The sequence below is a fragment of the Nitrospirillum amazonense genome (assembly GCF_007828045.1).
Classification (GTDB): Bacteria; Pseudomonadota; Alphaproteobacteria; order Azospirillales; family Azospirillaceae; genus Nitrospirillum; species Nitrospirillum amazonense_C.
This window is the reverse complement of the sequence record NZ_VITN01000001.1, coordinates 331780-357714: the sequence shown is the minus strand read 5'-3', so window position 1 is coordinate 357714 and position 25935 is coordinate 331780. Positions and strand designations below refer to the sequence as shown.

The following is a 25935-nucleotide window of genomic DNA, read 5'->3' as shown; positions in this document are numbered from 1 at the left end:
GCCCATCCTCCTTTTCCTTCGGCTCCTTTTCCTTCGGCCTGCCCCGTGAAGGTGACCCTGCCCGTGTCCAACGCCACCGCCATCACCACACCGCCCTCCGGCCCGCCCGCGTTGACGGAAACCGATATCCCGGCGCGGCTGGACCGCCTGCCCTGGGGCCGGTTCCACAGCCTGGTGGTGGCCGCCCTCGGCATCACCTGGGTGCTGGACGGGCTGGAGGTCACGCTGGCCGGCGCCGTCGCCGGCGCCATGAAGGAAAGCCCGTCGCTGGCGCTGAACAACGCCCAGGTTTCGGCCGCCAGCAGCGCCTATCTCATCGGCTGCGTGCTGGGCGGCCTGTTCTTCGGCTGGCTGACCGACAGGCTGGGCCGCAAGAAGCTGTTCAGCATCACCCTGCTGGTCTACCTGACCGCCACCGCCGCCACCGCCTTCAGCTGGGATTTCACCAGCCTGCTGCTGTTCCGCTTCATCACCGGGGCCGGCATCGGCGGCGAATACGTGGCCATCAATTCCACCATCCAGGAACTGATCCCCGCCCGTGCGCGCGGCTGGGTCACCCTGGTGATCAACGGCAGCTATTGGCTGGGGGCAGCCCTGGGCGCCATCGGCGCCGTCGTGCTGCTGGACCCCGGGTTCCTGGGGCCGGACATGGGCTGGCGCGCCAGCTTCTTCACCGGCGCCGTGCTGGGCCTGTTCATCCTGCTGCTGCGCCGCGCCATCCCGGAAAGCCCGCGCTGGCTGATGACCCATGGCCGCGTGCCAGAGGGCGAGGCCATCGTCGCCCGCATCGAGGCCGGCATCCAGGCCCAGGGCCTGACCCTGCCCCCCGCCGGCCCGCCCGTGCGCCTGCGCGAGCTGCGAACGGTGTCGACCGCCGCCGTGGCCCGGTCGCTGCTGCGCGATTACGGGCGCCGCACGGTGCTGGGCCTGTCGCTGATGACGGCCCAGGCCTTCTTCTACAACGCCATCTTCTTCACCGAGGCCCTGGTCCTGACCTCGTTCTTCGACGTGCCGTCCAGTTCCGTGGGCTGGTACATCCTGCCCTTCGCGGCCGGCAACTTCCTGGGCCCCCTGATCATCGGCCGCTTCTTCGACACCATCGGCCGGGTGCCCATGATCGCCGGCACCTACGCCCTGTCCGGTGTGCTGCTGATCGGCACCGGCATCCTGTTCCAGCAGGGCCTGTTGACCGCCACCACCATCACGCTGGCGTGGAGCGTCATCTTCTTCTTCGCCTCGGCCGCCGCCAGCTCCGCCTACCTGACGGTCAGCGAGTGCTTCCCGTTGGAGATCCGCGCCGTCGCCATCTCGCTGTTCTTCGCCTTCGGCACCGGCTTGGGCGGCGTCTGCGGCCCGCTGGTGTTCGGCGCCCTGATCGACACCGGTTCGCGCACCAACGTGCTGTGGGGCTACGTCCTGGGTGCCGGCCTGATGATTGCCGCCGCCATCGCCGAACTGGTGCTGGGCGTGAAGGCGGAGGGCCGGTCGCTGGAAGACGTGGCCGCGCCGCTGTCCTCCACCCCGCACAGCTGAACCTTCCCCGCCGGAGGGAACCCAGGCCCCCTTGCCCTGGTTACCCCCTAGGCCACCCGCAGATCGAAACCACGTGGATCGCCCGTGACAGCCTCGCTCCCCCCCTTCCCCGCCCTCCCGTCCGCCACCGATCCCTGGGTGGTCATCGCCCAGGGCGACAGTCCTGCGGCGCTGAAATGCACCGAATCCCTGTTCACCCTAGGCAACGGCTTCATCGGCGTGCGCGGCGGTGTCGAGGAGGATGCGCGCTCCACCGCACCCGTGGTGCATCTGAACGGCGTCTATGAGGTCACGCCCATCAGCTATCACGAGAAGGCGCCGGGCTTCGCCGAGGCCAGCGACACCCGCATCCCGGTGCCGGACGGCACCCTGATCGGCCTGACCGTGGAGGGCGAACCGCTGGATCTGGCCACCGGCACCGTGCTGGAGCATCACCGCTGGCTGGATCTCCGCACCGGCGTGCTGCACCGCGCCCTGCGCTGGCGCTCGCCCGCCGGGCGCACCCTGCGGCTGGCGACCGAGCGCCTGGTGGTGGAGGACCACCCCGGCCCCGTCGTCATCCAGTACCAGGTGACGGCGGAGGACTTCACCGCCGAGGTGGTGGTGGATTCGTGCCTGGCCCCGCACCAGCCGCCCTCGGCGGACGAAGGCGGCGTGCACGACCCCCGCGTAGGCCCGCAGCTGGCCGCCCTGGCCTTCCGCCGCTGGATCGAGGAGGACGACAGCGACGGCATGGTCCTGCGTACCGGCCGCAGCCGCCAGGGCGTGGCTGTGGCCATGACCCATGGCGTGACCGTCACCAGCGCCGCGCCCATCCTGACAGCCAGCATCCGCGACCAGGGCATCGTCAGCCACACCGTGCGCACGACCCTCACGCCCGGGTCCGTGCTGACCCTGGTGAAGTGCGTGGCCTATGCCGCCGACAAGGGCGTGGACGGCACCCACGCCGATGACGAGACGCTGGCCCGCGCGGCCGTGGCCGCCCTGGCCCAAGCCAAAACAATCGGCCTGCCCGCGCTGCGCCAGGCGCGCACCCAGGCGCTGCAAGATTTCTGGCTGTCATCCGATCTCGCCATCGAAGGCACGCCGGAGTTGGAGCGCGCCGTGCGCTTCAACGTTTTCCAGCTGCTGCAGGGGGCGGGGCGCGATGGCCTGACCTCCGTCGGCGCCAAGGGGCAGAGCGGCGAAGGCTATGAGGGCCATTACTTCTGGGACGCGGAAATCTTCGCCCTGCCGGTGCTGGTCTACACCCGGCCGACCGTGGCCCGCGCCATCCTGGAATACCGGCACCGCACCCTGGACGGCGCCCGCACCCACGCGCGCGCCATGGGCCACCGCAAGGGCGCGCTGTACCCCTGGCGCACCATCGGCGGCGCCGAATGCTCCGCCTATTTCCCCGCAGGGTCGGCGCAGTACCACATCAACGCCGACATCGCCCACGCCGTGCGCCAGTACATGGACGCCAGCGGCGACGATGATTTCCTGGTGCGCCACGGCGCCGAGATCCTGTTCGAGACGGCGCGCCTGTGGCTGGACATGGGGCACTACAATCCCCGCCGTGGCGGTCGCTTCTGCATTCATGAAGTGACGGGGCCGGACGAATACACGGCCATGGTGGACAACAACCTCTACACCAACGCCATGGCCCAGGCGCACCTGGAGTACGCGGCCGAGATGGCGGCCCGCCTGGGCCGGGAGAAGCCGGAGGCCCTGGCCCGCATCGCCGCCGCCATCGGGCTGGGCACGGAGGAGCCGGAGGGCTGGCGCCAGGCGGCGGCGGCCATGTACCTGCCCTATGACGAGGCCAGCGGCCTTTATCCGCAGGACGACAGCTTCCTGGACAAGAAGCCCTGGGATTTCGCCGGCACGCCCGCCGACCACCATCCCCTGCTGCTGCACTACCACCCCCTGGTGCTGTATCGCCACCAGGTGTGCAAGCAGGCGGATGCCGTGCTGGCCTTCTGCCTGCTGCCCCATCGGTTCGAGCCTGAGGCCGTGCGCCGGTCCTTCGCTTTCTATGAGGCGGTGACGGTGCATGACAGCACCCTGTCGGCCGGCGTGTTCGCCCTGTTGGCGGCGCGCCTGGGCCAGATGGACAAGGCGCTGGCCTATTTCAACGACACCGCCCTGGTCGATTTGGACGACCTGCACCACAACACGGGCCATGGCCTGCACATGGCAGCCATGGCCGGCAGCTGGATGGCCCTGGTCCAGGGTTTCGCCGGGCTGCACGCCCTCGGCGGCACCCTGCGCTTCGCCCCCGCCCTGCCCCCGGGCTGGACCGGATACCGCTTCCGACTGGAGTTCCAGGGCAACCGGGTGGAGGTCGCCGTCGGTTGCGACGCCGCAACCACCTATCGCCTGCTGGCCGGCCCCGGCCTGGCGCTGAGCCATCATGGCCAGGTCGTGCACCTGACGCCAACGGCCCCGGAACAGGTGATGGAGGGCGCCCGCCATGCCGCGCTTTGATGCCGTGCTGTTCGACCTGGACGGGGTGCTGGCCGACACCGCCCACATCCATTTCGCCGCCTGGCGCCGCCTGGGGGAGGAACTGGGCATCCACCTGGAACCCGCCTTCGAGGAGAAGCTGAAGGGTGTGGACCGCATGGGGTCGTTGGATCTGATTTTGGCCCAGGGCGGTGTCCAGCGCACGGCGGAGGAAAAGCGGGTGCTGGCTGATCGCAAGAACGGCTACTACACCGCCGCCATCGCGGAGCAGACGCCCGACGATCTGTTGCCCGGCGCCCGCCGGGTGCTGGAGGAGGTGCGGGCCGCCGGCTTGAAAGTCGCCCTGGCCTCAGCCAGCCGCAACGCCCCGCCCCTGCTGCGGCAGCTGGGCATCGCCCCCCTGATCGACGCCATCGCCGACCCGGCGGCGGTCAAGGCGCCCAAGCCGGCGCCCGACCTGTTCCTGGAGGCCGCGCGCCTGGTGGGTGCCGTACCGGAACGCTGCCTGGGCATCGAGGATTCGGTGGCCGGCATCATCAGCATCAAGGACGCCGGCATGGTGGCCGTCGGCATCGGCGACCCCACCGTGCTGACCCGGGCCGACTATGTCGTGCCCACGACCGAGCAGTTCCACATCGGCGATTTCCTGTAACGTGCCGGCCCATCCTTACGCCCCGGGGGCCTTTCCCCCGGGGCGTAAGGGTATTCGTTCCCGCAAATCCCTCTCAACCCGCCACAGACGACGACGCCAGCCTTCTTGGCAAGGTCAGGCGACCGGTTCCGGCATCCGCGCCGCCTGGGCGTGATGGAAGTAGGACCGCCCCCAAGAGGTGCGGATCTCCTCATGCCGCGGAGCGCGGTCGAAGCCCGGCTGGCGCAACGGCAGGGCCAACAGTTCGTCCCCCTCGCGCAGCAGCAGGGCCAGCGCCTCCAGCTCCACCACCGCCGCCGTGACGGCGGCATCGCCGAAACGGGGCGCCAGGGCCTTCAGCAGCGGGCCGGCACCCTGGATTTCGGCGCAGGCATCCAGCACCGCCGTGGCGACGGCAGTCAGCGCGTGCCGCCGGGAGGCGGCACCCCGGCCATCCTCCACCACCGCCGTGCCATCGGCGGCCGGTGTCAGGGTCAGCTTCGCGTCGCCCCGGCGCCATAGGTCCAGTTGAGCGGCCAGGGCGGCATGACCAGCCGCCAAATCCGCGTCCGGCCGCTCGGGCGTCATGTCGAAGTGATAGGCCAGGCGCGCGATGCCGCCCTCATCGTGGGGGAAGATGTGGCTGTAGCCTGGCACGGGGCGGATGGTGACGCCGAAGGCCGCCGGCGTGTTGAAGTAAGGACTGAAGCGGTCGGCGCGCACCCGGTGGAAGCCGCCGGGCGGATGCAGGTGGGTGATCTTGGGCACCACCGCGGCGGCCGCGTGGTAGTGGGCCGCCGTCTCCCCCGGGAAGCCATAGAGGTGGGACCAGTCCACCAGCACGCCCGCCTCCGCCGCCAGGCGCAGGGTCTGGACGTTGCGCAACAGGGTGGTGCCCTTGCGCATCAGGGCCAGCACCGGGGTGCTGAGCGATTCCACGCCCGGTTGGATCTTGCGCACCCCGGCCTGTCCCAGCAGGGCCAACTGGCCCGCACGTAGGTTGGCCTTGACCTCGTAATGCAGCAGCAGCGGCCGGTCCAGCGCCGCCAGGCGGGGCAGGAAGTCGCCGAAGTAGCGGCTGTCCAGGATGTTATCGACCACCATGATCTCGCGCCCATAGCGGTCGGCCACGTCCGTCAGCTCGGCATAGGCGCGGTCCTGGCTCTTGCTGCGGTAGGCCATGCCCAGGCCGTTCAGGCCGCAGAAGGTGCAATGGTGCTTCTGCCCCCACCAGCAGCCCCGGGCGCTTTCGAAAAGGGGGAAGGCGGGAAAACGTTCCGCCACCGCCGGCAGGCGGGCGCGGTCGGCGTAGAAGTCGGCGTAGTCCAGCGGCGGCAAGCTGTCCATGTCGGTGATCATGCCGGCGGGCACGGTGGCCGGCAGGGTCGTCCCGTCAGCGGCGCGGATGGTGGTGCCCGGCAGCCCGGTCAGATCCAGCCCCATCCCGTGGCGGCGCACCAGGTCGGGCAGCACCTCCTCCGCCTCACCCCCCACGACCACGTCGATGAAGGGATAGCGGCGGTGCAACTCCACCCCCATCTCGTCGCTGCAATTGGCGCCGCCGAAGACGATCAGGATGTGGGGATGCGCCGCCTTGATGCGCCGCGCCAGCGCCAGGGACGCCATGGTCTGCTGGAAAGAGGTGGAGAAGCCGACGACGGCGTAGCGCAACCAATCGACCTGGCCGAAGCAATGCTCGATGAAGCCCGCCGCCTTGTTGCGCGCGGCCAGGATGCCCATCAGGCGCTGCGGCCCGAAATAGCGGCCGTATTCCCCCGCGATCAGGCCGTTCAGAAAGGTGAAAGGCTCGCCCTCTGGCGTGCCCCCCCCTGGCGTGCCATGGGCGGCCCCGGTGAACACCCAGTCGCCCACCATGGCCAGGAAATAGCGGCTGTCCTCGACCGCGGCGTAGGCGTCGAAGCCGATGTAGTCGGCGAAATCCAGGTAGAAATGGCGGATATCCGCCGCCATCCCCCGCCGCGCCAGCGCGCCCTTCAGCAGCGACAGGCCGATGACGGGATAATGCAGGGCGGCGACGGGCATGGCCACCAGCAGGGTGCGGCCGGCACCGGGTTCGTTCACTGCCGATCCGTCGGCCATGCGTATTCCGATTCTTGACCGAAGAAATAATGCCCCTCCGACCTTTGATCGAAGGGGCATCTCAACCCATGCCTCCCTCAGTCACGCTGTTGATGGGCAGCTGCCAATCAAGGCGATCCCGGGGAAAGTTTGTTGTTTAGAACCAAGTGGACGGAAGCGGGGAATCTGCGGAGATCACCCCCAGGTCGCTTTCCTCTACCGTCCGGCAAGCAAGGTTCCGCAAGAAAGCCGTCTTCGCCTCAGACTCGGGGAAAGCCAAAACCTCCCGCGTTTGTCCAAAGGAAAGGCCTTTTGAAAGTTCCGCTCGATCTTTCATGTCCAACTCCTGATTTAGTAGATAAATGGAGAACCAGGCAATTTGACAAAACGTCAGGCTTCACTTCTTGGAACACGAGAGTAATCGGATAAATTCGGGTAATCAGTACCAAACATCAGGCAGCGGATTGGCGGCGATGTGGGCCGCCAAATCGTCGGCGGCGTCCCCGAAGGCCTGGTCACCCAGCTTAGCGAAAAACGCGAGGGCTTCCGGCGAGGCCTTGAAGCCCAGGATGGTCAGCGTGCCCTTGGGATCGGCCAGCAGCTGCTTGCGGAATGCCGGTTCCAGCAGGGCGCGGCCCAGAACCTTCTGCACATCCTCGGGCGTCATCTCGGTGAGAAATTGAGTCATAATTCCCCTGGGATTTGGTGTGGGTTATTGAATTGAAGCACAAAATTATCGCGCGCATCGTAATTGCACGCAAAATCGCCATGCGTCCGAAAGCTACTATTCCCTAAAAGGAATATCAACCGGCGAGAGATGGGACACGCAGCGTCACGCGGGTGCCCTGGCCTTCAACGCTTTCCACCGCCAACGAGCCCTTCAGCCGCTGCGTCACTTGATTAAACGCCACGTGCAGGCCCAGGCCCGGATGGCCGCTGCCGCGCGCCGTGGTGAAGAAGGGATCGCAGACATGGCCCAGCGCGTCCGCCGGAATGCCGACACCATTATCCGCCACGATGATGACGGCACCACCGTCGCCTGCCGCCGTGGCCGAAAGCACGACGCGACCGTCCTGGTTGGCACGGAAGGCATGATCGATGGTGTTGGCCAAGATGCGGGTCAGGGCCTCCGTCAGCGACTCCCCCACCGTCCGCACCACCAAGGCGTCCGTCACCACGAAGTCGAGATGGATGGCGCCCCGATCCAGTGCGGGGCGGAAAAGTGTCACCACATCCGACAATAGGACCGAAAGGTCCGTCTCCAGCACCCGCCCATCCACCTGATCGACGGCGACGGCGGAAAAGCTTTTGACCAGCGCGGCCGTGCGCACGGCGTTGCGCTCCACCACCGTGGCCAGATCCGCCCACTCGGCGATGCCTTGCTCCAGCGCCGCGCGCGTCAGGCGGCCGCCGGCGATGGCGTCGCGCAGGTCGGTCACCCCGCCGTAGAGGCTGCCGGCAGCGGTGAGCACCACACCCAGGGGAGTGTTGATCTCATGGGCCACCCCTGCCACCAAGCGGCCCAGGGAGGCCATCTTCTCCTGCTGCACCAGCTTGTCCTGCGCGGCGCGCAATTCCGACAAGGTGGCCTCCAAGTCGCGATAGGAGCGCGCGTTGGCGATGGCGATGGCCGCGTAGGCGCAAGCCGACCGCAAGATTTCCAGGGTGCGGGGACCATAAGCGTCGATATCGTGGCTTTGCGCCGTGATCAGCCCCAGCACCTGCCCTGACACCACCAACGGCCGCCAGATGGCCGACCGCATCCGGTTGCCCTCGGCCGAACCCGCGATGCCGGTCATCCAGGCGGCCACGTCGTCCCCCAGCGTCAGCACCTCCGCCGCGAGTTTCAGGGCACGCACCGCCGGCTCCGCCGTATCGCGCGTGGACCGGGAAAACGCCGGTAAGACCTGCCCATTCAGGACGAAGTGTTCAAAGACGATGTCGCGACCATCGCCGGATAGCCGCGCGATGCCGAACGCGTCCATGGGGATCAGCCCGGAAAGGTGCCGGTACAGGGCCTCATGCACCTCGGCCAAATCCAATGTTGCCGTGAGCGCCAGCCCCGCATCGCCCAGCTGCCGCAAGGTCTCCGCCGAAACCGCCAGATCGTTATTGGCCTGGCGCAGTTCCGCCGTGCGAACCTCCACCTCCTGGCGCAACATTTCGGAGCTGATGCGCAAGCGCTGTTGGTACCGCCCGATCAACCAGGCCAGCAAGGCGATGCCCAGCATTACCGCGACGGCGGAATAAAGGAAGGTGCGGACCGTGGATTCCGCTTGGCGCGTCGCCTCCACCGCCTGAAGCTGGGCATCCTTGCCCGCTTCGGCGACGATGCTCGTCAGTTCCACCTGAACACGATCAAACACCTCGCCGAAGGGCTCAATGAAGCTGACCGTGCTGGCGAAGTCGATGCCCAGCATCGACCCCACCCAGGTCACCGCACTTTTATAGTCGGACAGGTTGCGCAGGATCTCATCCAGGCGCGGCCGCTGCGCCGGGGTGGCGTAGAGGTCACGGTACGCCTGGAGATCATTGGTCAGGCTGTTGACCTGGGTGGTAATCGCCGCCAATTCAGCATCAACGTCGATGGCTTGCCGCCCGGCGGACTTTACGGCCAACAGACGATTGAAACGGGCGTTGACGCTCTGGACGCGCGTGTTGATGTCGGACAGCCTGACGCTGCCCGCGAGATTGCGATAGACGATTTGATCAATGGCGCCGGTGAGACGATAGAGCGTTCGTTCCCCGGTTCCGAACAAGGCCACCATCAGCAGGCCGGCGCCCAATACCGGCACCAGGATCCGCAAGCCGATCCGGATACGCTCCATCAATCGCGGAGAAGGGGCGGCGGCACGGTGGCCCCACCCGTCTATCCTGTTGTCCTGCGCCAACTCTCCCAATCCGCCACCTGTCCGAAGTGCATAAGAAGCCCTTCCAGCCAAGCGACGGTGATAACACCCGCCGCAGTTGCGTCACAGGACAAACTGCTACCGCGCGGGAGATTCGATGTCCGTCCACTGGGGTTCTGGCAAACCGCGCCTATGGCCGCAATCGCCAGTTCTCGATAGGCGCGGCAGCGAAGGTCCGAGCGTCAACGGTACCTTCCAGCCGGTGATCGGACAAGGTGATGACCGTCCCGAACCACAAGGGCAGCGCCGGCAAACCCTCGGCGTAGGCCTTCTGCAAATCCACCAACGCCGCCTGACGGGGTTCGACCGCGCAGCTTGCGGTCAAAAGCCGATCCATGGCCGCGTCGAAGGCCGGCACCTTGATGCCAAAGTAGTTGCTCCCCTGCCAGCCGTTGGCTGCCGACGGGATCATGGCGGAATGATACCAATAGCGGGCGACCTCAACACCCCCCAGCAGCCATTCCGAGAAGCCCACGAAACCAGGATAGCGCTGCCGGGAATCGACCGCGTCACCGGTCAACTGCGGGTCCTCTACCATGTCCACCTGAGCGCCCAAGGCCCCCCACGCTTTCACCAGCTGTGGCGTCAGGTCGATCCATGGCTGGGTACGGCGATACCGTATCTCGAACCGCAGGGGCTTGCCGGTGGTGTTGCGGCGGTGACCATCCTTGCCCTTTACCCATCCCGCCTCGTCCAGCAGGGCGGCCGCCTTTTGCGGATTGTAGGTATAGCGATCCACGACGGCATAGCCGGGCATGAAGGGGCTCAGCAGGCTTTGCGCCACCGTTCCCTTGTTATCCAGCAACGAGGCGACGAGCCCCTCGCGGTCCAGGCCGTACATCAGCGCCTTACGGACGCGCACATCGGCCAGGACGGGATTATCGAAATTCGGCCGCAAGTGGACCAGGAAATCACTCGGGGCGTAAAACGCCGTGTACTTGTCCGCCAAATCCTTGGCCAGGCTGCGTCCGACGTCGAATTCGAGGGTGGTGAACGTATCGATCTTTCCTTCGCGAACCAGCTTTTCCAGGTCAACCTTGTTCGCCGCCACCGCCACCGTCACCCCATCGAACGCCGGCGACTGACCCAGCCAGAACGCGTTGCGCGCCAACTTCAGGGTGCCACCGGCCATTCTGACAAGCCGAAAAGGCCCGCTGTAGAGCCCCGGGGTTTCAGGCTTGGTCTTGTAGAGGGAATGTTCGAAATACCGCTGTGGATCCGCAGCCCAGATCTTCTGTTCCAGATGGCTGGGCACGAGGGGCGGAACCGTCAAGCGCGGTCCACATAACATCCCGTCATGCACAACCTCAAACGTCCGCGTATCGATTACGCGGATATCCTTGATTTCGGTCGATCGGGTATCGAGGGGGGCGGAGATGCCGCCGGAATTACGCATCACCTGCCAACTGAAACCCACGTCGGTGGCAGTGACGGCCACGCCATCCGCCCACTTCGCATCCGGGCGCAGGACATATCTGGCAACCGTTTCCCATTTGCCGTCGGCGCCACGCTGAAAGCGTAGAGAGCCGTCCGCCTCGCTGGGGATCGATACGCAGTAGATGCACACGGGCCCGCTGGGTGCCTGTTCCAGGACCGGTCGGGTAATGTACCGCTTTACGGTCACATGACCCAATTCATCGCTGGTCAGGGGGTGCAAGTCGACGGGCCAACTGCCGACAACCGCCGTCGCCACCACATGCTCCACCTTTTCCGCCGCCAAGACCGGAACAGACCAAACGCCGCCATAGGCGGTGAAACAAGCCGAGAAGAGGCACGTCAGGAAGGAACGCCGCAGCCCCACGCGGAAAATGCCGATATCGAACAACGAAGCCCCTCTGATCCGCAGGTCAGCACTCATCCCCCGCGGGCACTATGGTCCAACTCTCCACCCGATTGCAAAGGTCCATTAACGCACCATTGACATGGGCCATCACGGCCCCGTCCACCGGCCGTCACGGCCCCGCGCGAAGGGGGATTCTGGCCGGACGCCATATTCCATCTACCCGTTCTGATTGTAGACTGGTAGCTTATCTGCCCAACTACAAACTCAACCGATGGGGGTAGTGATGCCGGACACCAGAATTGCCGATACGCAAGCGATCCTGACTGAAACCAAAGCGAAACAATCCAGCGGAAGCCTGGCCATTGTGGGCACCGGCATCCAGGCGCTGGGTCATTTGACCCGTGAAGCCGAGGGCCACATCCGCCATGCCGACGTCGTGTTCCACTGCATCCGCGACCCGCTGATGCTGGCCGACCTGCACGCCCTCAACCCCAACGTCATCGACCTCACCACCCTGTACGGCGCGGACAAGCGCCGCAGCCTGACCTATGTGCAGATGGCCGAGGTGATGGTGGCCGAGGTGCGGTCCGGCCGCCGCGTCACCGGCGTGTTCTACGGCCATCCGGGCTTCTACGTCGCCCCCGCCCGCCTGGCCCTGACCACCGCCAAGGCCGAGGGTTATGACACCTGCCTGCTGCCGGGCGTGTCATCGCTGGACTACCTGTTCGCCGACCTGCGCGTGGATCCCAGCCAGTCCGGCTACCAAGCCATGGAGGCCACCGACTTCCTGCTGCGCAACCGGCCGCTGGTGACCAGCGGGCACGTCGTGCTGATGCAGGTGGGCCCGGTGGGCGACCTGTTCCGCCCGGTGACCGACAACCTGGAGCGCCGCGCCATCCTGTTCGAGCGCCTGATCGAGATCTATGGCGAGAACCACCCCTGCGTGGACTATGTCGGCGCCACCCGCCCGGGGCAGAAGCCCGTGCTGCGCCGGCTGAAGCTGGGCGCGTACCGCGACCCCGCCAACCTGAAGCGGCTGAGCAAGGCCAGCACCCTGTACATCCCGCCCAAGGACAGCCTGGACAACGATATGGCCATGGCGGAGCGGCTGGGCATCAGCGCCATGGTGGGCAAGCCCCTGCCCGTGCCGGCGGCAGAGTCCGCCCCCGTCACCCTGGTGCCATCCACCCCGCCGGTGATGTCCAACGCCTACTTCAAGGCCATGCAGCAGATCGCCCTGGACCCCGACGCGGCCCAGTCCTTCCGTGCCGATCCGGTGCGCTATGTCACCAGCTTCGGCGCGCTGAACGCCGATGAGCAGCGCTGGCTGGCCGCCTTCGCCAAGCCGGCAACGCCGGTGAAGGTGGTCGCCGCCGTCGAAGAGGTTCAGGACCAGAACGTTTCGACCGAGGATGTCCAGGATCAGAACGTCTCCACGGAAGACGTGCAGGACCAAAACGTCTCCACCGAGGACGTCCAGGACCAGAATGTCTCCACGGAAGACGTGCAGGACCAAAACGTCTCCACAGAAGACGTCCAGGACCAGAACGTCTCCACGGAGGACGTGCAGGACCAAAACGTTTCGACCGAAGATGTCCAGGATCAGAACGTGTCCGTTGAGGACGTTCAGGATCAAAACGTTTCGGTCGAAGATGTTCAGGACCAGAACGTCTCCGCAGAATAAAAGCAGGTGAAATTAGTGCGGGGTCTTGGCAGAAAGTCTGGGCACGGCACCGTATCCGGCCCGGCTTGCCAAGGCCCCGTTTTACCGGGAGGCACATATCGCGACAGACTGATCGGTCATTACCCTGACGCCGCCGTTTGACGTATAAGATGAGCCTCATGCTGAATTTCGTTCAGGAAATTGGAAGATCGCTCAATAAAATCGGGCGCGTTGGCGTGCTGATCGCCGTCTGTTTACCAATTCTCACCGCCGCGCCGGCGCGTGCCGCCGAGATGTGGCGTAATTCGGTCATCGATCTGTTCACCCGGTACAACGAAGACAAAGGCAAAAGCATCGAATACATCACGGCCATCCAGCAGGACCGTGAGGGCTTTCTGTGGGTAGGCACCGCCGGCGACCTGGCGCGCTTCGATGGCTATCGCTTCAAATCCTATGGCGGCGGCGCCACCGGGCCCTATGGTCTGCCCGACAGCAACATCCGTACCCTGCACACCGACGTCCAAGGGCGGTTGTGGGTAGGCACCAGCGCCGCCGGGCTGGTGCGCTATGACGCCGCCACCGACCGGTTCGTGCGCGTGCCGCTGGACACGATGAGCCATATCGACGTCCGAAGCATTGAGGATGACGGCGCCGGCGGCCTGTGGGTGGGAACCGAGGGCGGCCTTGACCACCTGTCCGCCAACCAGGAGCCGGCCACGCACCTGCACGGCGCCGACAACCCGGCGGGCGGCGTGGTGGGCGACAAGATCCAGGCGCTGAAGCGCGACCATCTGGGATATCTGTGGGTGGGAACGGCCAACGGGCTGGCCTATCTGCCGCCGGGGCAGACGGAATTTCGCAGCCTTACCCTGCCGCGGTCCGCGGCCATGGATGGCGTCACCACCCTGTACGAAGATGGCCGCGGCCGCCTGTGGCTGGGCACCAGCCGCCACGGCGTGCTGCTGCTTCAGGTTGATAAGGCGGGCGACCCACAGTTCCAGACCGTGCCGGCACCTTTCACCGGCGTGGCCGGCGACTGGGTCAAGGCCATCCTCGAGGTGCAACCCGACGTCTTCTGGGTCGGCACCATGGGCGATGGCCTGCTGGAGGTGGATTTGGCCAGCGGCGGCGCCAAAGCCATCAAACGCAACCGCACGGTTCCGGACAGCCTGCTGAACGACAACATCCTGTCGCTGTACAAGGACAAGGCGGGCCTGGTCTGGGTGGGAACCTATCCCGGCCTGTGCCGCTTCGATCCCTCTGCCCAGGCTTTCCGCTTCCTCACCCCCATCTCCTCCACCCCCCAGACGGAAGACCGCAGCGCCCATTCGCTGATGGTCACGCCGGACGGGAAGCTGTGGCTGGGTCGCGGCCGGGGCGGTGTCGATGTCCTGGACGCTTCGGGGCAACTGGTTTCCCACCTGGCCTCCGACCCCGGCAACCCCGAACACGCCCTGCCGGCCAAGGTGGCACGATCCTTCGCGGTTCAGCAGAACGGCACGGTGTGGATCGGCACCCGCGACGGCCTGTACCGCACCGACCTCAGCGCCGGGGCCGTGCATCTGACACGGGTGCCGGGGCTGGATGCCGCCCTGAACATCTCCAGCCTGCAGTGGGATGGGACACAGCTGTGGATCGGCGATTCCAACGTCGGCGTCTGGGCCTACAATCCCGCCACGGGAACCGCCCGCCCGCTGGGCCAGGGTACCGGGGGCCTGCAGGATCAGCGCATCACGGTGCTGCAACTGGCGGATGACCATGGCCTATGGATCGGCACCTACAGTGGCCTGTACCTGGCCGGCATCGATAACGGCACGGTCCAGAAGATCGACCTGGACAGCGGCAACCCCACCACCCTGACCAGCCACAACATCGCGTCGCTGGCCACCGACCGCCAGGGCCGGCTATGGGCCACCATCTACGGCCAGGGTGTCGCCATGATCGGCAAGCCGGACGCCAACGGCCGGCGGGCAGTGAAGTTCCTGGCCAGCGACGTGGAGCCCTTGCTGGCCACCGCCAACGCCGTGGCACAGGATGAGGACGGCTTCATCTGGGTGTCCACCGATACCGGGGTCGTGCGTATCGATCCCATCACCATGGCCATCCGCCCCTTCCAGCGGTCGGACGGCGTGTGGCTGACCACCCACTGGTCCACATCCGTCGCCAAGGGCCCCAACGGTGAAATCCTGTTCGGGGCGGAGGACGGCGTCACCCTGATCCACCCGCGCCTGCTGGCGGACTGGACCTATGTGCCGCCAGTGGTGGTGACCCAGGCCTATATCGGCCGACGGCAGATTCCGGGGTCGCAGGTGGCCCACGCCACCACGCCCCTGACGATCCATCCGGACGACCACGGCTTCCGCCTGGAGGTCGCCTCGCTGGACTTCTCCGCCCCGGAACGCAACCGCTACGCCTACAAGCTGGAAGGGTTGGACCGGGACTGGCTGGAGATCGACGGCAATTGGCGGCAGATCGCCTATACCAACCTGCCGCCCGGCAACTACACCCTGCGGGTGCGCGGCAGCAACCGCAGCGGCCAATGGTCGACGGCGGAGCTGACGGTGCCGCTGGCCATCCTGCCCGCCTGGTACCAGACCTGGTGGGCGCAGATGCTGGGCATCGTCGCCCTGGCCGGGGCCGTCGGCCTGCTCGTTCGGGGCCGCACCGCCATCCTGCGCCGCCGCCAGCAGGAGCTGGAGGCCGTGGTCGCGCAGCGCACGGTGGAACTGACGGAGGCCAACGCCGCCCTGACCCAGTCCGCCGCCATCCTACGCCGCCTGGGTGACGCGGGGCAGGACATCACCGCCACGCTGATCCTGGACGCGGTGCTGAGCACGCTGAAGCGCTATGTGGGTGAGCTGCTGACCGGCCACCGCCTGGTGCTGTACCGCCTGCAGGGATCATACCTGGAACCCGCCACCGCCGACGGCAGCGCCGTCGAGCCGGTCTACCTGGATGATCCCCACTCCCTGCCCGCCCGCGCGGCGCAAAGCCGGCAGGAGCTGACGGAGACGGTGGAGGACGGTGTGGCGCTGGCCTATCCGCTGGTGGTGGAAAACCGCGTGCTGGGCGTGCTGGTGGTGGTCGCCGACCATGCCTATGGCGACCGGGAGCAGATGATCTTCCGCACGCTGTGCGCCTATAGCGCCATCGCCCTGGAAAACGCGGAATCCTACCGCCGCGCCGAAACCGCCTGGATGGAAACCGCCCAGGCCCTGGCGGATCTGCGCACCACCCAGTCCAAGCTGATCCAGCAGGAAAAGATGGCCTCGCTGGGCCGCCTGGTGGCCGGCGTGGCGCATGAGGTCAACACCCCCCTGGGCGTGGTGCTGACGGCCGCCGGCAGCCTGCGCGGCAGCCTGGAGGATGTGCGCGACAACATCGCCCAGGGCAAGCTGACCCGCAACGCCCTGGAAACCGGGCTGGAGGAATGGTCCGACCTGGCCGACCTGGTGGAACGAAACACCAAGCGCACGGCGGCCCTGGTGAAGAGCTTCACCGCCATCGCGGCGGAGGACGGCGAAAGCAAGGTGACGGAGGTCGACCTGTCCACCCTGCTTACCGATGTGGCCAACGTGGCGCGGACCGCCCTGGCCCAAGGCGCCATCGAGCTGACAGTGGACGTGCCCTATGGCCTGGTGGTGCCCACGGCGCCGGAATCACTGGTCAACGCTCTGACGCACATCCTGGCCAATACCGCCGACCATGCCTTCGATCCCGGCGCCCATGGCCATGTGACGGTCACCGCCTCGGCCGAGGGCGGCGTGGTGCTGATTTCCGTGACCGACAACGGGCGGGGCATTCCCGCCGAGGTGCTGCCCCACATCCTGGATCCCTTCTTCACCACCGCCCGCGGCCGCGGCCATCCCGGCCTGGGCCTGCACGTGGCCTACAACCACGTGACCCAACGGCTGAAGGGCAACCTGACGATCGACAGCGTGCTGGGCCAGGGCACCACCGTCACCCTGGTCATCCCGTCGATGATCGGCGCCAGCTTGAGCGCCACCGCGGCCGACCGGCTGCGCGCCTTTCGTGCCTGATCCCTGACGGCCGGATTCCGCGTCCAACCGTCCCGCCGGCCGGCATTTGCGACGTCGCAAATACGGATGCCGCGCGCGATCTATTGCACCCATAATAGTTATTGTATATAAGTTAATCACCGGCCGTGAACCGGCCCTTGAAGGAAATGCCGTTGAGGAGGCCCCGAGGCCCATGTCCCAGTCCAAATATGCGGATCGCTGGAAGACCGTTCTGGTCGATGTCGTGGACGGTATCGCCTGGGTCACCCTCAATCGGCCGGACAAGCGCAACGCCATGAGCCCGACCCTGAACCGGGACATGGTCGATGTGCTGGAAACGCTGGAACTGGATGCGGACGCGCAGGTGGTGGTGCTGACCGGTGCCGGCGACGCCTGGACGGCGGGCATGGACCTGAAGGAATATTTCCGTGAGACCGACGCCGGCCCGGAAATCCTGCAGGAAAAGGTGCGCCGCGAGGCCTCGACCTGGCAATGGCGGCTGCTGCGCATGTATTCCAAGCCGACCATCGCCATGGTCAACGGCTGGTGCTTCGGCGGCGCCTTCTCCCCCCTGGTGGCTTGTGATCTGGCCATCTGCGCCGACGAGGCGGTGTTCGGCCTGTCGGAGATCAACTGGGGCATCCCGCCGGGCAACCTGGTCAGCAAGGCCCTGGCCGACACCATCGGCCACCGCGCCGCCCTGCACCTGATCATGACGGGCGAAACGTTCACCGGCCAGGAGGCGGCCCGGATGGGCCTGGTGAACAAGAGCGTGCCGCGCGACCAGCTGCGCGATGAGGTCACCAAGCTGGCCCAGGTCCTGCTGGCCAAGAACCCTGTGGTGCTGCGCGCCGCCAAGCACGGCTTCAAGCGCTGTCGCGAACTGACGTGGGAGCAGAATGAAGACTACCTGTATGCCAAGCTGGACCAGGCCCAGCTGCGCGACCCGGAAAAGGGCCGGGAACAGGGCCTGAAGCAATTCCTGGACGACAAGAGCATCAAACCCGGTCTGCAGACCTACAAGCGCGGCTCTTGAGAGGCGGGGGCCTGTATGCCCCCAGGCGGTAAGGATAAGCGCCGCCGTCCAGTTCCCGGGACGTTATCCTTACGTCCTGGGGGAACAGCGACGGCGGCCGGAGACAACGATAAAACCCCAGGGAGGGTCCCGATGACCACCACCACCATCGGCCTGCTGATCGGCGGACGCGACGTGCCCGCCGCCGGCGGCACCACCTTCACCCGTGCCAACCCCGTCAGCGGCAAGGTCGTGACCACCGCCGCGGCGGCCACCCCGGCCGATGCCGACGCCGCCGTGGCCGCGGCCCAGGCCGCCTTCCCCGCCTGGGCAGCGCTCAGCCCCGGAGAGCGGCGCCAGCGCCTGCTGGAGGCCGCCGACCTGATGGATGCCCGCACGGCGGATTTCATCGCCATCGGCGCCGCGGAAATCGGCGGCATGCCCAACTGGTACGGCTTCAACGCCATGCTGGCCGCCAACATGCTGCGCGAGGCGGCGGCCATGACCACCCAGATCAATGGCGAGGTCATCCCCAGCAACGTGCCCGGCAGTCTGGCCATGGCCCTGCGCCAGCCCTGCGGCGTGGTGCTGGGCATCGCCCCTTGGAACGCCCCCGTCATCCTGGGGACGCGGGCCATCGCCACGCCGCTGGCCTGCGGCAACACCGTGGTGCTGAAGGCCAGCGAGCAATGCCCGGCCACCCATCGCCTGATCGGCCAGATCCTGACCGAGGCCGGCCTGGGTGACGGGGTCGTCAACGTCATCACCAACGCCCCCGCCGACGCGCCGGCCATCGTGGAACGCTTGATCGCCAATCCGGCCGTGCGGCGGGTGAATTTCACCGGCTCCACCGGCGTGGGCCGCATCGTCGCCCAGCTGGCGGCCAAGCATCTGAAGCCCGCCCTGCTGGAGTTGGGTGGCAAGGCGCCGCTGCTGGTGCTGCACGATGCCGACCTGGATGCGGCGGTTGCCGCCGCCGCCTTCGGCGGCTTCTTCAACCAAGGCCAGATCTGCATGTCGACGGAGCGGCTGGTGGTGGACGCCCGCGTCGCCGACGCCTTCGTGGACAAGCTGGCGGCCAAGGCCCGCACCCTGATCGCCGGCGACCCGTCCGCCCCGGGGTCCATCCTGGGCGCCTTGGTGAACGCCCAGGCCGGGCAGCGCATCAAGGCGCTGCTGGACGACGCCGTGGCCAAGGGGGCCCGCATCGCCGCCGGCGGAACGGTCGATGGCGCCATCATGCAGGCCACCGTGGTGGACGGTGTCACGCGTGAGATGAAGCTCTATGCCGAGGAATCCTTTGGGCCCGTGGTCGCGGTCATGCGCGTCGATGGTGACGAGGAGGCCATCCGCGTGGCCAACGACAGCGAGTATGGCCTGTCGGCCGCCGTGTTCAGCCGCGACGTCGCCCGCGCGCTGACGGTGGCGCAACGCATCGAGTCCGGCATCTGCCATATCAACGGCCCCACCGTGCATGATGAGGCGCAGATGCCCTTCGGCGGCGTGAAAAGCAGCGGCTACGGCCGCTTCGGCGGCAAATGGGGTGTCGCCGAGTTCACAGAGCTGCGCTGGGTCACCATCCAGACCGGCCCCCGCCACTACCCGATCTGAGGGGTCTCGAAAACCGGCCACCCTTACCGCTTGGGGGATGGCCGGTCCCTTCCCGGCCGATCCCCCGCCCGTGCCATGCGGGTGACGCTCGACGAGCGGCGGTTCCCCTGGACGACCAGGACAATTACCGGGATACTTCCATCAACGCCATGGGCACCAACGCTATTGGCCCCGCCGCCCCGGCTGATATAAGGGCCTGAACCGATCATCCGTCCTACCCTTCCACACCCGCACCGCTTTTTTTGAGACCGCTCCCATGCCGGCCCTGAAGAACACCACGCCCGCCGCCGATGTGCTGATAGCCGAGGAGGGCCGCGACGAGTCCCTGTCCGCCACGGCCAAGGCGGAAACGGCGCTGGACTGTTCAAAGCTGGAGCGGTTCGTCGGCTTCAACCTGTCGCGGGCGGAAACCCTGGTGCGGCGCCTTGTGCTGGAGCATCTCGCCCCCTGCCAGCTGACCTTGGCGGAATTCTCGCTCCTGAGCCTGGTGAGCGTGAACAAGGGCGTGAACCAGCGCCAGGCGGGCGAGGTGCTGGAAATCGCCCCGCCCAACATGGCCCACCTGGTCGACCGCCTGGCCAATCGCGGCCTGCTGAAGCGCGTGCGCGGCCGGCAGGACCGCCGGGTGCAGATGCTGAGCCTGTCGGACGCCGGATTGGACCTACTGGCCCAGGCCGAGGGCCTGGTGGAAGAGCAGGAGGCCAAGGTGTCCGCCGTGCTGACGGCGGATGAGCAGACCCAGCTGCTGGCCCTGTTGAACAAAATCCGCACCCTGTAAAGGCGTACGCGACTCGGTCCATCACGAAAACTAACCGTTGCTTAGCTTTCTTTCTTATCACCAAGAGCCAACGAATCGGCTTCTTGCGCGCGATTCGATATTCTCCGTGACCCCGGTGCGCGCCAGCGCTGCGCGGCAGACCGTTGACAGCGGGCGCCGGCATCCGTCATAGCTGATTCCGGCAATGGATTTCTGCCTGGCCGCCTCGCGGCCGAACCGCCCCGTCCGGGGCTGATGATTCCTACCTTCGGTGTTTCGCCACCTGATGGTTGGAGTCTGTCCGCAGTGTCCGCGCCCTATCCTTACTTCATCAGCTCCGGGTTCCTCTCCATGATCCCCCGTCGCCTGTTGGCCTCGTGGGCCGCGCAGACGCGCGCCCTGTTGAAATGGCTATGCCTGACAGCCCCCGTCGCCGCCCTGATCGGCAGCGCCTGCGCCCTATTCCTGTGGGGTCTGGACCGGGCCACCCAGGCCCGCTTCGACCACCCCGCCCTGCTTTACGCCCTGCCCTTGGCCGGCATCGCCATCGTCTGGGTCTATAGCCGTTTCGGCGGTCGGGCCGACGGCGGCAACAACCTGATCGTGGACCAGATCCACGAACCCGGCGCCGGCGTGCCCCTGCGCATGGCGCCGCTGATCCTGGCCGCCACCGTCGTCACCCACCTCTTCGGCGGCTCAGCGGGCCGCGAGGGCACGGCGGTGCAACTGGGTGGCAGCCTGGCCAGCGGCTTTACCCGCCTGATGAAACTCTCCCCCGCCGATAGCCGCCTGGTACTGATGGCCGGCGTGGCCGCCGGATTTGGCGCGGTGTTTGGCACGCCCATCGCCGGCGCCATCTTCGCGCTGGAGGTGCTGAGCTTGGGTCAGGTGCGCTATGAGGCGCTACTGCCCTGCCTGATCGCGGCCTTGGTCGGCGACTGGACCTGCCACGCCTGGGGCATCGAGCATACGGCCTACATCATCGCCATCGGCAATGGCGGTTTTCACCTGCAAGGCTGGCTGCTGGCCAAGGTGACCCTGGCGGCGGTGATCTTCGGCCTGGGCGGCCTGGTCTTTTCCGAGGTCTCGCACAGCGCGGCGGCGCTGGTGCGCCGCCTCTGCCCCCAGCCCCTGCTACGGCCCGTCCTGGGCGGCCTGCTGCTGATCGCCTATGTCCACATCCTGGGCACGCGCGACTATCTGGGTCTGGGCGTCTGGTCGGCCGATCCGGGAGCGATCACCCTGCCCGGCCTATTCCAGGCCGCGCCCTATCACCCGTTCAGTTGGCTGTGGAAGGCGCTGTTCACCATCACCACGCTGGCCACGGGCTTCAAGGGTGGCGAGGTTACGCCGCTGTTTTTCATCGGTGCCGCCTTGGGCCACGCCTTGGCGGGCATAATGGATGCCCCAACGGACCTGCTGGCCGGCCTGGGCTTCGTGGGGTTGTTCGCCGCCGCGGCCAACACGCCCCTGGCTTGCACCCTGATGGGGATAGAGTTGTTCGGCGCCGCGCACACCCCTTACATCGCCGTCGCCTGCTTCGTCGCCTACGCCTTCAGCGGCCACTCCGGCATCTACCTGTCACAGCGCATCAGCGTACCCAAGGCTCGACTGGCCTCATCCTTACCGCCTGGGGGCACGTTGCGGCAGGCGCGCGACCTGCCGCCAGCCCCCCTCACCCTGCATCGTCAAATCCGGGTGCTGCTGAAGCGCCGATTGCGACGTCGCAATTAGCGGAGGATTTCGTCCAGCCGCTGGCGCAGCTTCTCCAGCCGCTCACGGTCCTTGGCCGCCAGGCCGTTGGGGCCGGCCGACACCTGCGCCAAGTCCCGCTCCATGCGCGTGATCAGGCGGCCGGCGGCCGGGGTCACCTTGGGCGCCGGCACAGCCGCCTCGGCCGGCTTGTTGGCGGCGCGCAAGGCCTTGATGGTGGCGCCCCCCTTGATCAACCCCCACAGGCGATGGCGGGCGGCGTCATCCTCGGCATCCGCCAGGATGAACAGGTGGCTCTTGCTCACCTGGTCGCGGTACTCGGGATATTCCGCCAGGATACTGTCCGGCAGGCGCACCAGGGCCAGCAGGCGCGAAACTTCGGACTTGCTGAGCCCCACGGCGCCGGCCAGCTGGTCCTGGGTGTAGCGATGGGTCTCCCCCAGGCGGCTCAGGCCCCAGGCCACCTCCAGCGTGTCCAGGTCCTGGCGCTGCAGGTTTTCGATCAGCGCGATCTCATCGACCCCACCCTGGGTCACGATGGCGAAGATCGTGGCCTTGCCCAGCAGGCGGTGGGCGCGCCAGCGGCGTTCACCGGCGGCGATCAGGTAGCCGCCCTCCGCCCGCTTGCGCACGACGATGGGCTGGATCAGGCCCTGGGCGCCAATGCTGTCGGCCAGCTCGCGCAGCGCCGCCTCATCGAAATGGCGACGCGGCTGGTCCGGGTTGGGGTGCACCTGGTCCAGGTCCAGTTCCACCAGTTCCGGAAAATCCTCCGACGTGCCGTACAGCTTGTTCAGCGGCTTGGCCGTGGCGGGCAACAGGCTGGCCGCCGTCGCCGCCAGGGCGGGATTGCTGCGGGCCAGTTTACGCGACATGGGCGACGTCCTCTCCATCCGCCTCAAGCAGGGCTTGGGCAACCTCGCGGAAAGGTGCCACGGTTGCAGGGTCCGATGCCACATCGATGGTGGGCTGCCCGGCGGCCACGGACTGGGGGAAGATGGTGGCGCGCGGCACGGGGGTGAAGATGCGGATGGCGCCGCCGAACCGGGCTTCCAGGTCCGCCAGGGTGGCGCGGTCCTGGGTGTGGCGGGCGGTGAACATGGTGGGCAGGATGCCGATGACGCTGAGGTCCGGGTTGCCGCGCCGCCGCACCTTGCTGATGGTGTCCAGCAGCAGGGGCACGCCCATGAGGGCCAGCATCTCCGTCTGCACGGGAATCAGCACGCCATCGGCCGCCGCCAGGGCGTTCAGGGTCAGCATGCCCAGGTGGGGCGGGCAGTCGATCAGGATGTAGTCATAGGCCCGGCGCACCATGGCCAACCGCTCCCGCAGCACCAGGGTGCCCATGGGCTCGGCGATCAGCTCCGTCTCCGCCGCCGACAGCAGGATGGTGCTGGGCAGCAGGTGGAAGCGGCCGTCGCACACCGGCACGGCCGCCTGGCCCGTCGCCTGGTCCTTCAGCATGACGTGATAGGTGGTCTTGCCCGCCTCCGACATGTCGGCCTGGCTGATGCCCAGGTGCACCGTGGCGCTGGCCTGTGGGTCGGCATCCACCAACAGCACCCGCTGGCCCAAGGCCGCCAGGGCGGCGCAAATGTTGACCGAGGCGCTGGTCTTGCCCACGCCGCCCTTTTGATTGGACAGGGCGATGATGGTGGCCGTCTGGCGGGCACGGCGGCGGGGGGTCAGCAGGTCGATGACCGCCTGGGGGATCTTCTCCCCGCCGGTTTCCCAGCGGCTGACGCGGCCCTTATCGTATTTGCGGCCCAGGCTGGCGTTCAGCCAGTCGGCGAAGGTCTGCTGGGTTTCACCACGCGCTTCCCGCGCGATCCGCAATGCGGCGCCATCCATGGCCGTCCCTTCCGTTTTGAGCCCCAAGATGTTGGGCCCAAGAATAATGTCGCCTGGCCGATAACGTCAACATGATCCGTTGTGTTGCGTCAACATCACGAACTCGGTTGCGACGTCGCAACCACCGTGTCGCAATGATCGACGCGATCACATCCTTACGCCACGGGGGCAGGGTCGGCAGCCTTATCCTTACGGCGCGGGGGCGCGACGATCTCCACCCCGGTGATGGACCCAGAGGTCAGCGAAACCAGGACGCTACGGATGCTGGGCTCATGGTTCATGCGGGCCGTCTGCGCCGTGGCGGGATGGCCGGCCACCAGCACCAGCCGGCGTTCGCCCCGCGCCGTCTCCTCGATGCGCTCCACCTCCAGGTCGCGCAGCAGGGGGGCGGGGACGTTCTTGGCCAGCAGCGCGTGGCGGGCGGCGGCCCACAGGGCGTTGGCATCGTCGGCGTCGGGCAGGGGCGTGGCCTCGACCACTGCCGGCTCCAGCTTCTCCACCTTGCCGATGCGCCGTGCCCGGCGGCCCACACTGTGCCGTTCCCGTTCCAGGAAGGTGTCGGCCACCTCATCCTCGTCCTTGGCGAAGAAGTCCAGCGTGACCTCCTCCACCTTGCGGCCCCGGCGCACCATCTTGGCCTCCGGCATTTCCACGCGGAAGGGCGCCAGCTGGTTCACCTCGGCGATGGCGCGGTCGATGGTGCGGGTGCGGAGAATGCCGAAGTCCTTGTACGCCCCCTCCGGCACGTTCAGCAGGCGGCGCAGGGTATCGATGTCCAGCGCCAGGGAGGGAAAGTCCATCTGGTAGCGCTGCATGCCGATCTCATAGAGTTTCAGCGCGTAGGTGCTGGTGACCTTCACCATGGCTGGGCCCGATAGCCGCGCCCACAGCTTGGACGCACGCTGCAGTTCCAGGAAGGCGTCGGTGAACTGGAAGTGGATGTCGGCGCTGTCGCTCTCGATCTCCTCCTCCGGCCGGACGTAACTGCTGAGGATGCGCAGCTCGGCGCGGGACCGGCGGCCGCGGAAGGGGCCGATGACCACCAGGCTGGACTCGTAGATCTCCTTCACCGCGTCGAAGATGCGCTCGTTGCCCTTGTGGTTGCCGCGCACGACCTTCTTGGGCAGGCGGTAGAGCTTGTTGGCGAAGTTCTGGCTGCCGGCCAGGTGGATCATGAAGTTCAGCATCTTCTGCGCCGGCAGGGACAGGCGTGAGCCGTTGGCGGGGTAGGAGTAGACCGCCTCCGCCGCCTTGATCAGATGCTTGTAGCCATCCCGCTCGAACGTCGCCGCCGCCACCTTGGCCGTCAGGCCCAGCGCGTTCTCCTCCGCCAGCACCGGGACGGAGGTGTCCATGCCGCCGTCCATGTCGATGACGATGCCCGGTCCCGCCACGTCCTGTGGCCGATAGGGCATGAGGGCATCCCTGGTCGTGGCCATTGTGGGCGACACCAAGCGGTCAGCCGCAGGCCCCGCCGGCATGGAAACCGAGGGCCTCAAGACCGGTTTATCGCTTTTGCGCGGCATGCCATCATCCTGTGAACGAATGGCGGCACTGTAGGGTCTTCCTTACATGGATCGCAAGTAAGGAAAGGGTGGAAAGCCCTGATTTGCCAACTCCTTACTCCCTGGGGGCGAAATGGGACCCGACCCTTACGCCCTGGGGCGATAGCCGACTCGCCCCCACCCGTAGGGATGCCGCCCCCGGCTGGTAAGCATAGGGCCCCAAAAACCCAGAGCTTGCCAGGGCTTGCGCGTCCTAGAATCCTTTTTGAAAGGGAACACCTAAAAACAACCCATTATTTGGGGATCAAAAAGGCCGACAAGGCCGTCGATGGGCAAGGGGTGCCCAATGGGGCCGCGACTCGTCAGGTAAGGATGGGCGTCGCTACTTGTGGCCGAATCAGGAGCGGCGCTTCCGAAA

Annotated in this window: 16 protein-coding genes and 1 riboswitch; of the genes, 9 read left to right on the top strand and 7 right to left on the bottom strand. The window is 66.9% G+C overall.

The genetic code is table 11. The features are described 5' to 3' along the window. The first annotated feature begins 45 nt into the window (after nucleotides 1-45). From FBZ89_RS01350 to pgmB, 3 genes are all read left to right on the top strand, one after another. Nucleotides 46-1533 carry an MFS transporter gene (locus FBZ89_RS01350; RefSeq protein ID WP_246171971.1) on the top strand — a complete coding sequence of 496 codons (1488 nt, stop codon included), beginning with the start codon at nucleotides 46-48 and terminating at the stop codon, nucleotides 1531-1533. Nucleotides 1534-1617: 84 nt separating this feature from the next. Beyond that, the gene (locus tag FBZ89_RS01345; RefSeq protein WP_145748234.1) at nucleotides 1618-4002 is read left to right on the top strand and encodes a glycoside hydrolase family 65 protein; all 2385 of its coding nucleotides are present in this window, start codon (nucleotides 1618-1620) and stop codon (nucleotides 4000-4002) included. Then, entirely contained in the window at nucleotides 3989-4633 is a 645-nt protein-coding gene (pgmB, locus tag FBZ89_RS01340) for a beta-phosphoglucomutase (protein WP_145748233.1), read from the top strand. The genes FBZ89_RS01345 and pgmB overlap by 14 nt, the downstream gene beginning before the upstream one ends. A 114-nt stretch (nucleotides 4634-4747) precedes the next feature. On the opposite strand, the gene FBZ89_RS01335 is transcribed toward pgmB, so the two are convergent. From FBZ89_RS01335 to FBZ89_RS01320, 4 genes are all read right to left on the bottom strand, one after another. After that, entirely contained in the window at nucleotides 4748-6712 is a 1965-nt protein-coding gene (locus FBZ89_RS01335) for a RiPP maturation radical SAM C-methyltransferase (RefSeq protein ID WP_186457131.1), read from the bottom strand. Nucleotides 6713-7130: 418 nt separating this feature from the next. Beyond that, nucleotides 7131-7379 carry an Os1348 family NHLP clan protein gene (locus FBZ89_RS01330; protein WP_145748231.1) on the bottom strand — a complete coding sequence of 83 codons (249 nt, stop codon included), beginning with the start codon at nucleotides 7377-7379 and terminating at the stop codon, nucleotides 7131-7133. A gap of 115 nt (nucleotides 7380-7494) precedes the next feature. Further along, nucleotides 7495-9519 carry a sensor histidine kinase gene (locus tag FBZ89_RS01325; protein WP_145748230.1) on the bottom strand — a complete coding sequence of 675 codons (2025 nt, stop codon included), beginning with the start codon at nucleotides 9517-9519 and terminating at the stop codon, nucleotides 7495-7497. 211 nt (nucleotides 9520-9730) lie between these two features. Further along, nucleotides 9731-11425: an ABC transporter substrate-binding protein gene (locus FBZ89_RS01320; RefSeq protein ID WP_186457130.1), complete on the bottom strand. Its 1695-nt coding sequence runs from the start codon at nucleotides 11423-11425 to the stop codon at nucleotides 9731-9733. A gap of 241 nt (nucleotides 11426-11666) precedes the next feature. On the opposite strand from FBZ89_RS01320, the gene FBZ89_RS01315 reads away from it, so the two are divergent. The 6 genes from FBZ89_RS01315 (at nucleotide 11667) to FBZ89_RS01290 (ending at nucleotide 22182) form a co-directional block, all read left to right on the top strand. Next, nucleotides 11667-13067 carry an SAM-dependent methyltransferase gene (locus FBZ89_RS01315; protein WP_186457129.1) on the top strand — a complete coding sequence of 467 codons (1401 nt, stop codon included), beginning with the start codon at nucleotides 11667-11669 and terminating at the stop codon, nucleotides 13065-13067. Nucleotides 13068-13225: 158 nt separating this feature from the next. Continuing rightward, on the top strand, nucleotides 13226-17086 hold the full coding sequence (locus FBZ89_RS01310) for a two-component regulator propeller domain-containing protein (RefSeq protein WP_186457128.1): 3861 nt from the start codon (nucleotides 13226-13228) through the stop codon (nucleotides 17084-17086). Between the two features lie 172 nt (nucleotides 17087-17258). Beyond that, nucleotides 17259-18101: a p-hydroxycinnamoyl CoA hydratase/lyase gene (locus FBZ89_RS01305; protein ID WP_145748226.1), complete on the top strand. Its 843-nt coding sequence runs from the start codon at nucleotides 17259-17261 to the stop codon at nucleotides 18099-18101. Between the two features lie 132 nt (nucleotides 18102-18233). Continuing rightward, the gene (locus FBZ89_RS01300) at nucleotides 18234-19691 is read left to right on the top strand and encodes an aldehyde dehydrogenase (protein WP_145748225.1); all 1458 of its coding nucleotides are present in this window, start codon (nucleotides 18234-18236) and stop codon (nucleotides 19689-19691) included. A 256-nt stretch (nucleotides 19692-19947) separates the two neighbouring features. Then, nucleotides 19948-20469, top strand: a complete 522-nt coding sequence (locus FBZ89_RS01295; protein ID WP_145748224.1) for a MarR family winged helix-turn-helix transcriptional regulator — start codon at nucleotides 19948-19950, stop codon at nucleotides 20467-20469. A gap of 171 nt (nucleotides 20470-20640) precedes the next feature. Then, a riboswitch (Fluoride riboswitch) is annotated at nucleotides 20641-20720 on the top strand. A gap of 79 nt (nucleotides 20721-20799) precedes the next feature. Continuing rightward, the gene (locus FBZ89_RS01290) at nucleotides 20800-22182 is read left to right on the top strand and encodes a voltage-gated chloride channel family protein (protein WP_145748223.1); all 1383 of its coding nucleotides are present in this window, start codon (nucleotides 20800-20802) and stop codon (nucleotides 22180-22182) included. On the opposite strand, the gene FBZ89_RS01285 is transcribed toward FBZ89_RS01290, so the two are convergent. The 3 genes from FBZ89_RS01285 to FBZ89_RS01275 form a co-directional block, all read right to left on the bottom strand. Next, complete coding sequence (locus FBZ89_RS01285) at nucleotides 22179-23036, bottom strand: ParB/RepB/Spo0J family partition protein (RefSeq protein ID WP_186457127.1); 858 nt, start codon at nucleotides 23034-23036, stop codon at nucleotides 22179-22181. The genes FBZ89_RS01290 and FBZ89_RS01285 overlap by 4 nt on opposite strands. Beyond that, the gene (locus tag FBZ89_RS01280) at nucleotides 23026-24012 is read right to left on the bottom strand and encodes an AAA family ATPase (protein ID WP_281292001.1); all 987 of its coding nucleotides are present in this window, start codon (nucleotides 24010-24012) and stop codon (nucleotides 23026-23028) included. The genes FBZ89_RS01285 and FBZ89_RS01280 overlap by 11 nt, the downstream gene beginning before the upstream one ends. A gap of 155 nt (nucleotides 24013-24167) precedes the next feature. Then, nucleotides 24168-25427: a replication initiation protein gene (locus FBZ89_RS01275; RefSeq protein WP_246171970.1), complete on the bottom strand. Its 1260-nt coding sequence runs from the start codon at nucleotides 25425-25427 to the stop codon at nucleotides 24168-24170. Nucleotides 25428-25935: the final 508 nt, after the last annotated feature.

Coding starts and splice junctions, on each gene's coding strand:
- FBZ89_RS01290 (WP_145748223.1), top strand. CDS start 20,800: ATGATCCCCCGTCGCCTGTTGGCCTCGTGGGCCGCGCAGACGCGCGCC.
- FBZ89_RS01300 (WP_145748225.1), top strand. CDS start 18,234: ATGACCACCACCACCATCGGCCTGCTGATCGGCGGACGCGACGTGCCC.
- FBZ89_RS01315 (WP_186457129.1), top strand. CDS start 11,667: ATGCCGGACACCAGAATTGCCGATACGCAAGCGATCCTGACTGAAACC.
- FBZ89_RS01310 (WP_186457128.1), top strand. CDS start 13,226: ATGCTGAATTTCGTTCAGGAAATTGGAAGATCGCTCAATAAAATCGGG.
- FBZ89_RS01325 (WP_145748230.1), bottom strand. CDS start 9,519: ATGGAGCGTATCCGGATCGGCTTGCGGATCCTGGTGCCGGTATTGGGC.
- FBZ89_RS01280 (WP_281292001.1), bottom strand. CDS start 24,012: ATGGATGGCGCCGCATTGCGGATCGCGCGGGAAGCGCGTGGTGAAACC.
- FBZ89_RS01330 (WP_145748231.1), bottom strand. CDS start 7,379: ATGACTCAATTTCTCACCGAGATGACGCCCGAGGATGTGCAGAAGGTT.
- FBZ89_RS01275 (WP_246171970.1), bottom strand. CDS start 25,427: ATGCCCTATCGGCCACAGGACGTGGCGGGACCGGGCATCGTCATCGAC.
- FBZ89_RS01335 (WP_186457131.1), bottom strand. CDS start 6,712: ATGGCCGACGGATCGGCAGTGAACGAACCCGGTGCCGGCCGCACCCTG.
- FBZ89_RS01295 (WP_145748224.1), top strand. CDS start 19,948: ATGCCGGCCCTGAAGAACACCACGCCCGCCGCCGATGTGCTGATAGCC.
- FBZ89_RS01305 (WP_145748226.1), top strand. CDS start 17,259: ATGTCCCAGTCCAAATATGCGGATCGCTGGAAGACCGTTCTGGTCGAT.
- FBZ89_RS01285 (WP_186457127.1), bottom strand. CDS start 23,036: ATGTCGCGTAAACTGGCCCGCAGCAATCCCGCCCTGGCGGCGACGGCG.
- pgmB (WP_145748233.1), top strand. CDS start 3,989: ATGCCGCGCTTTGATGCCGTGCTGTTCGACCTGGACGGGGTGCTGGCC.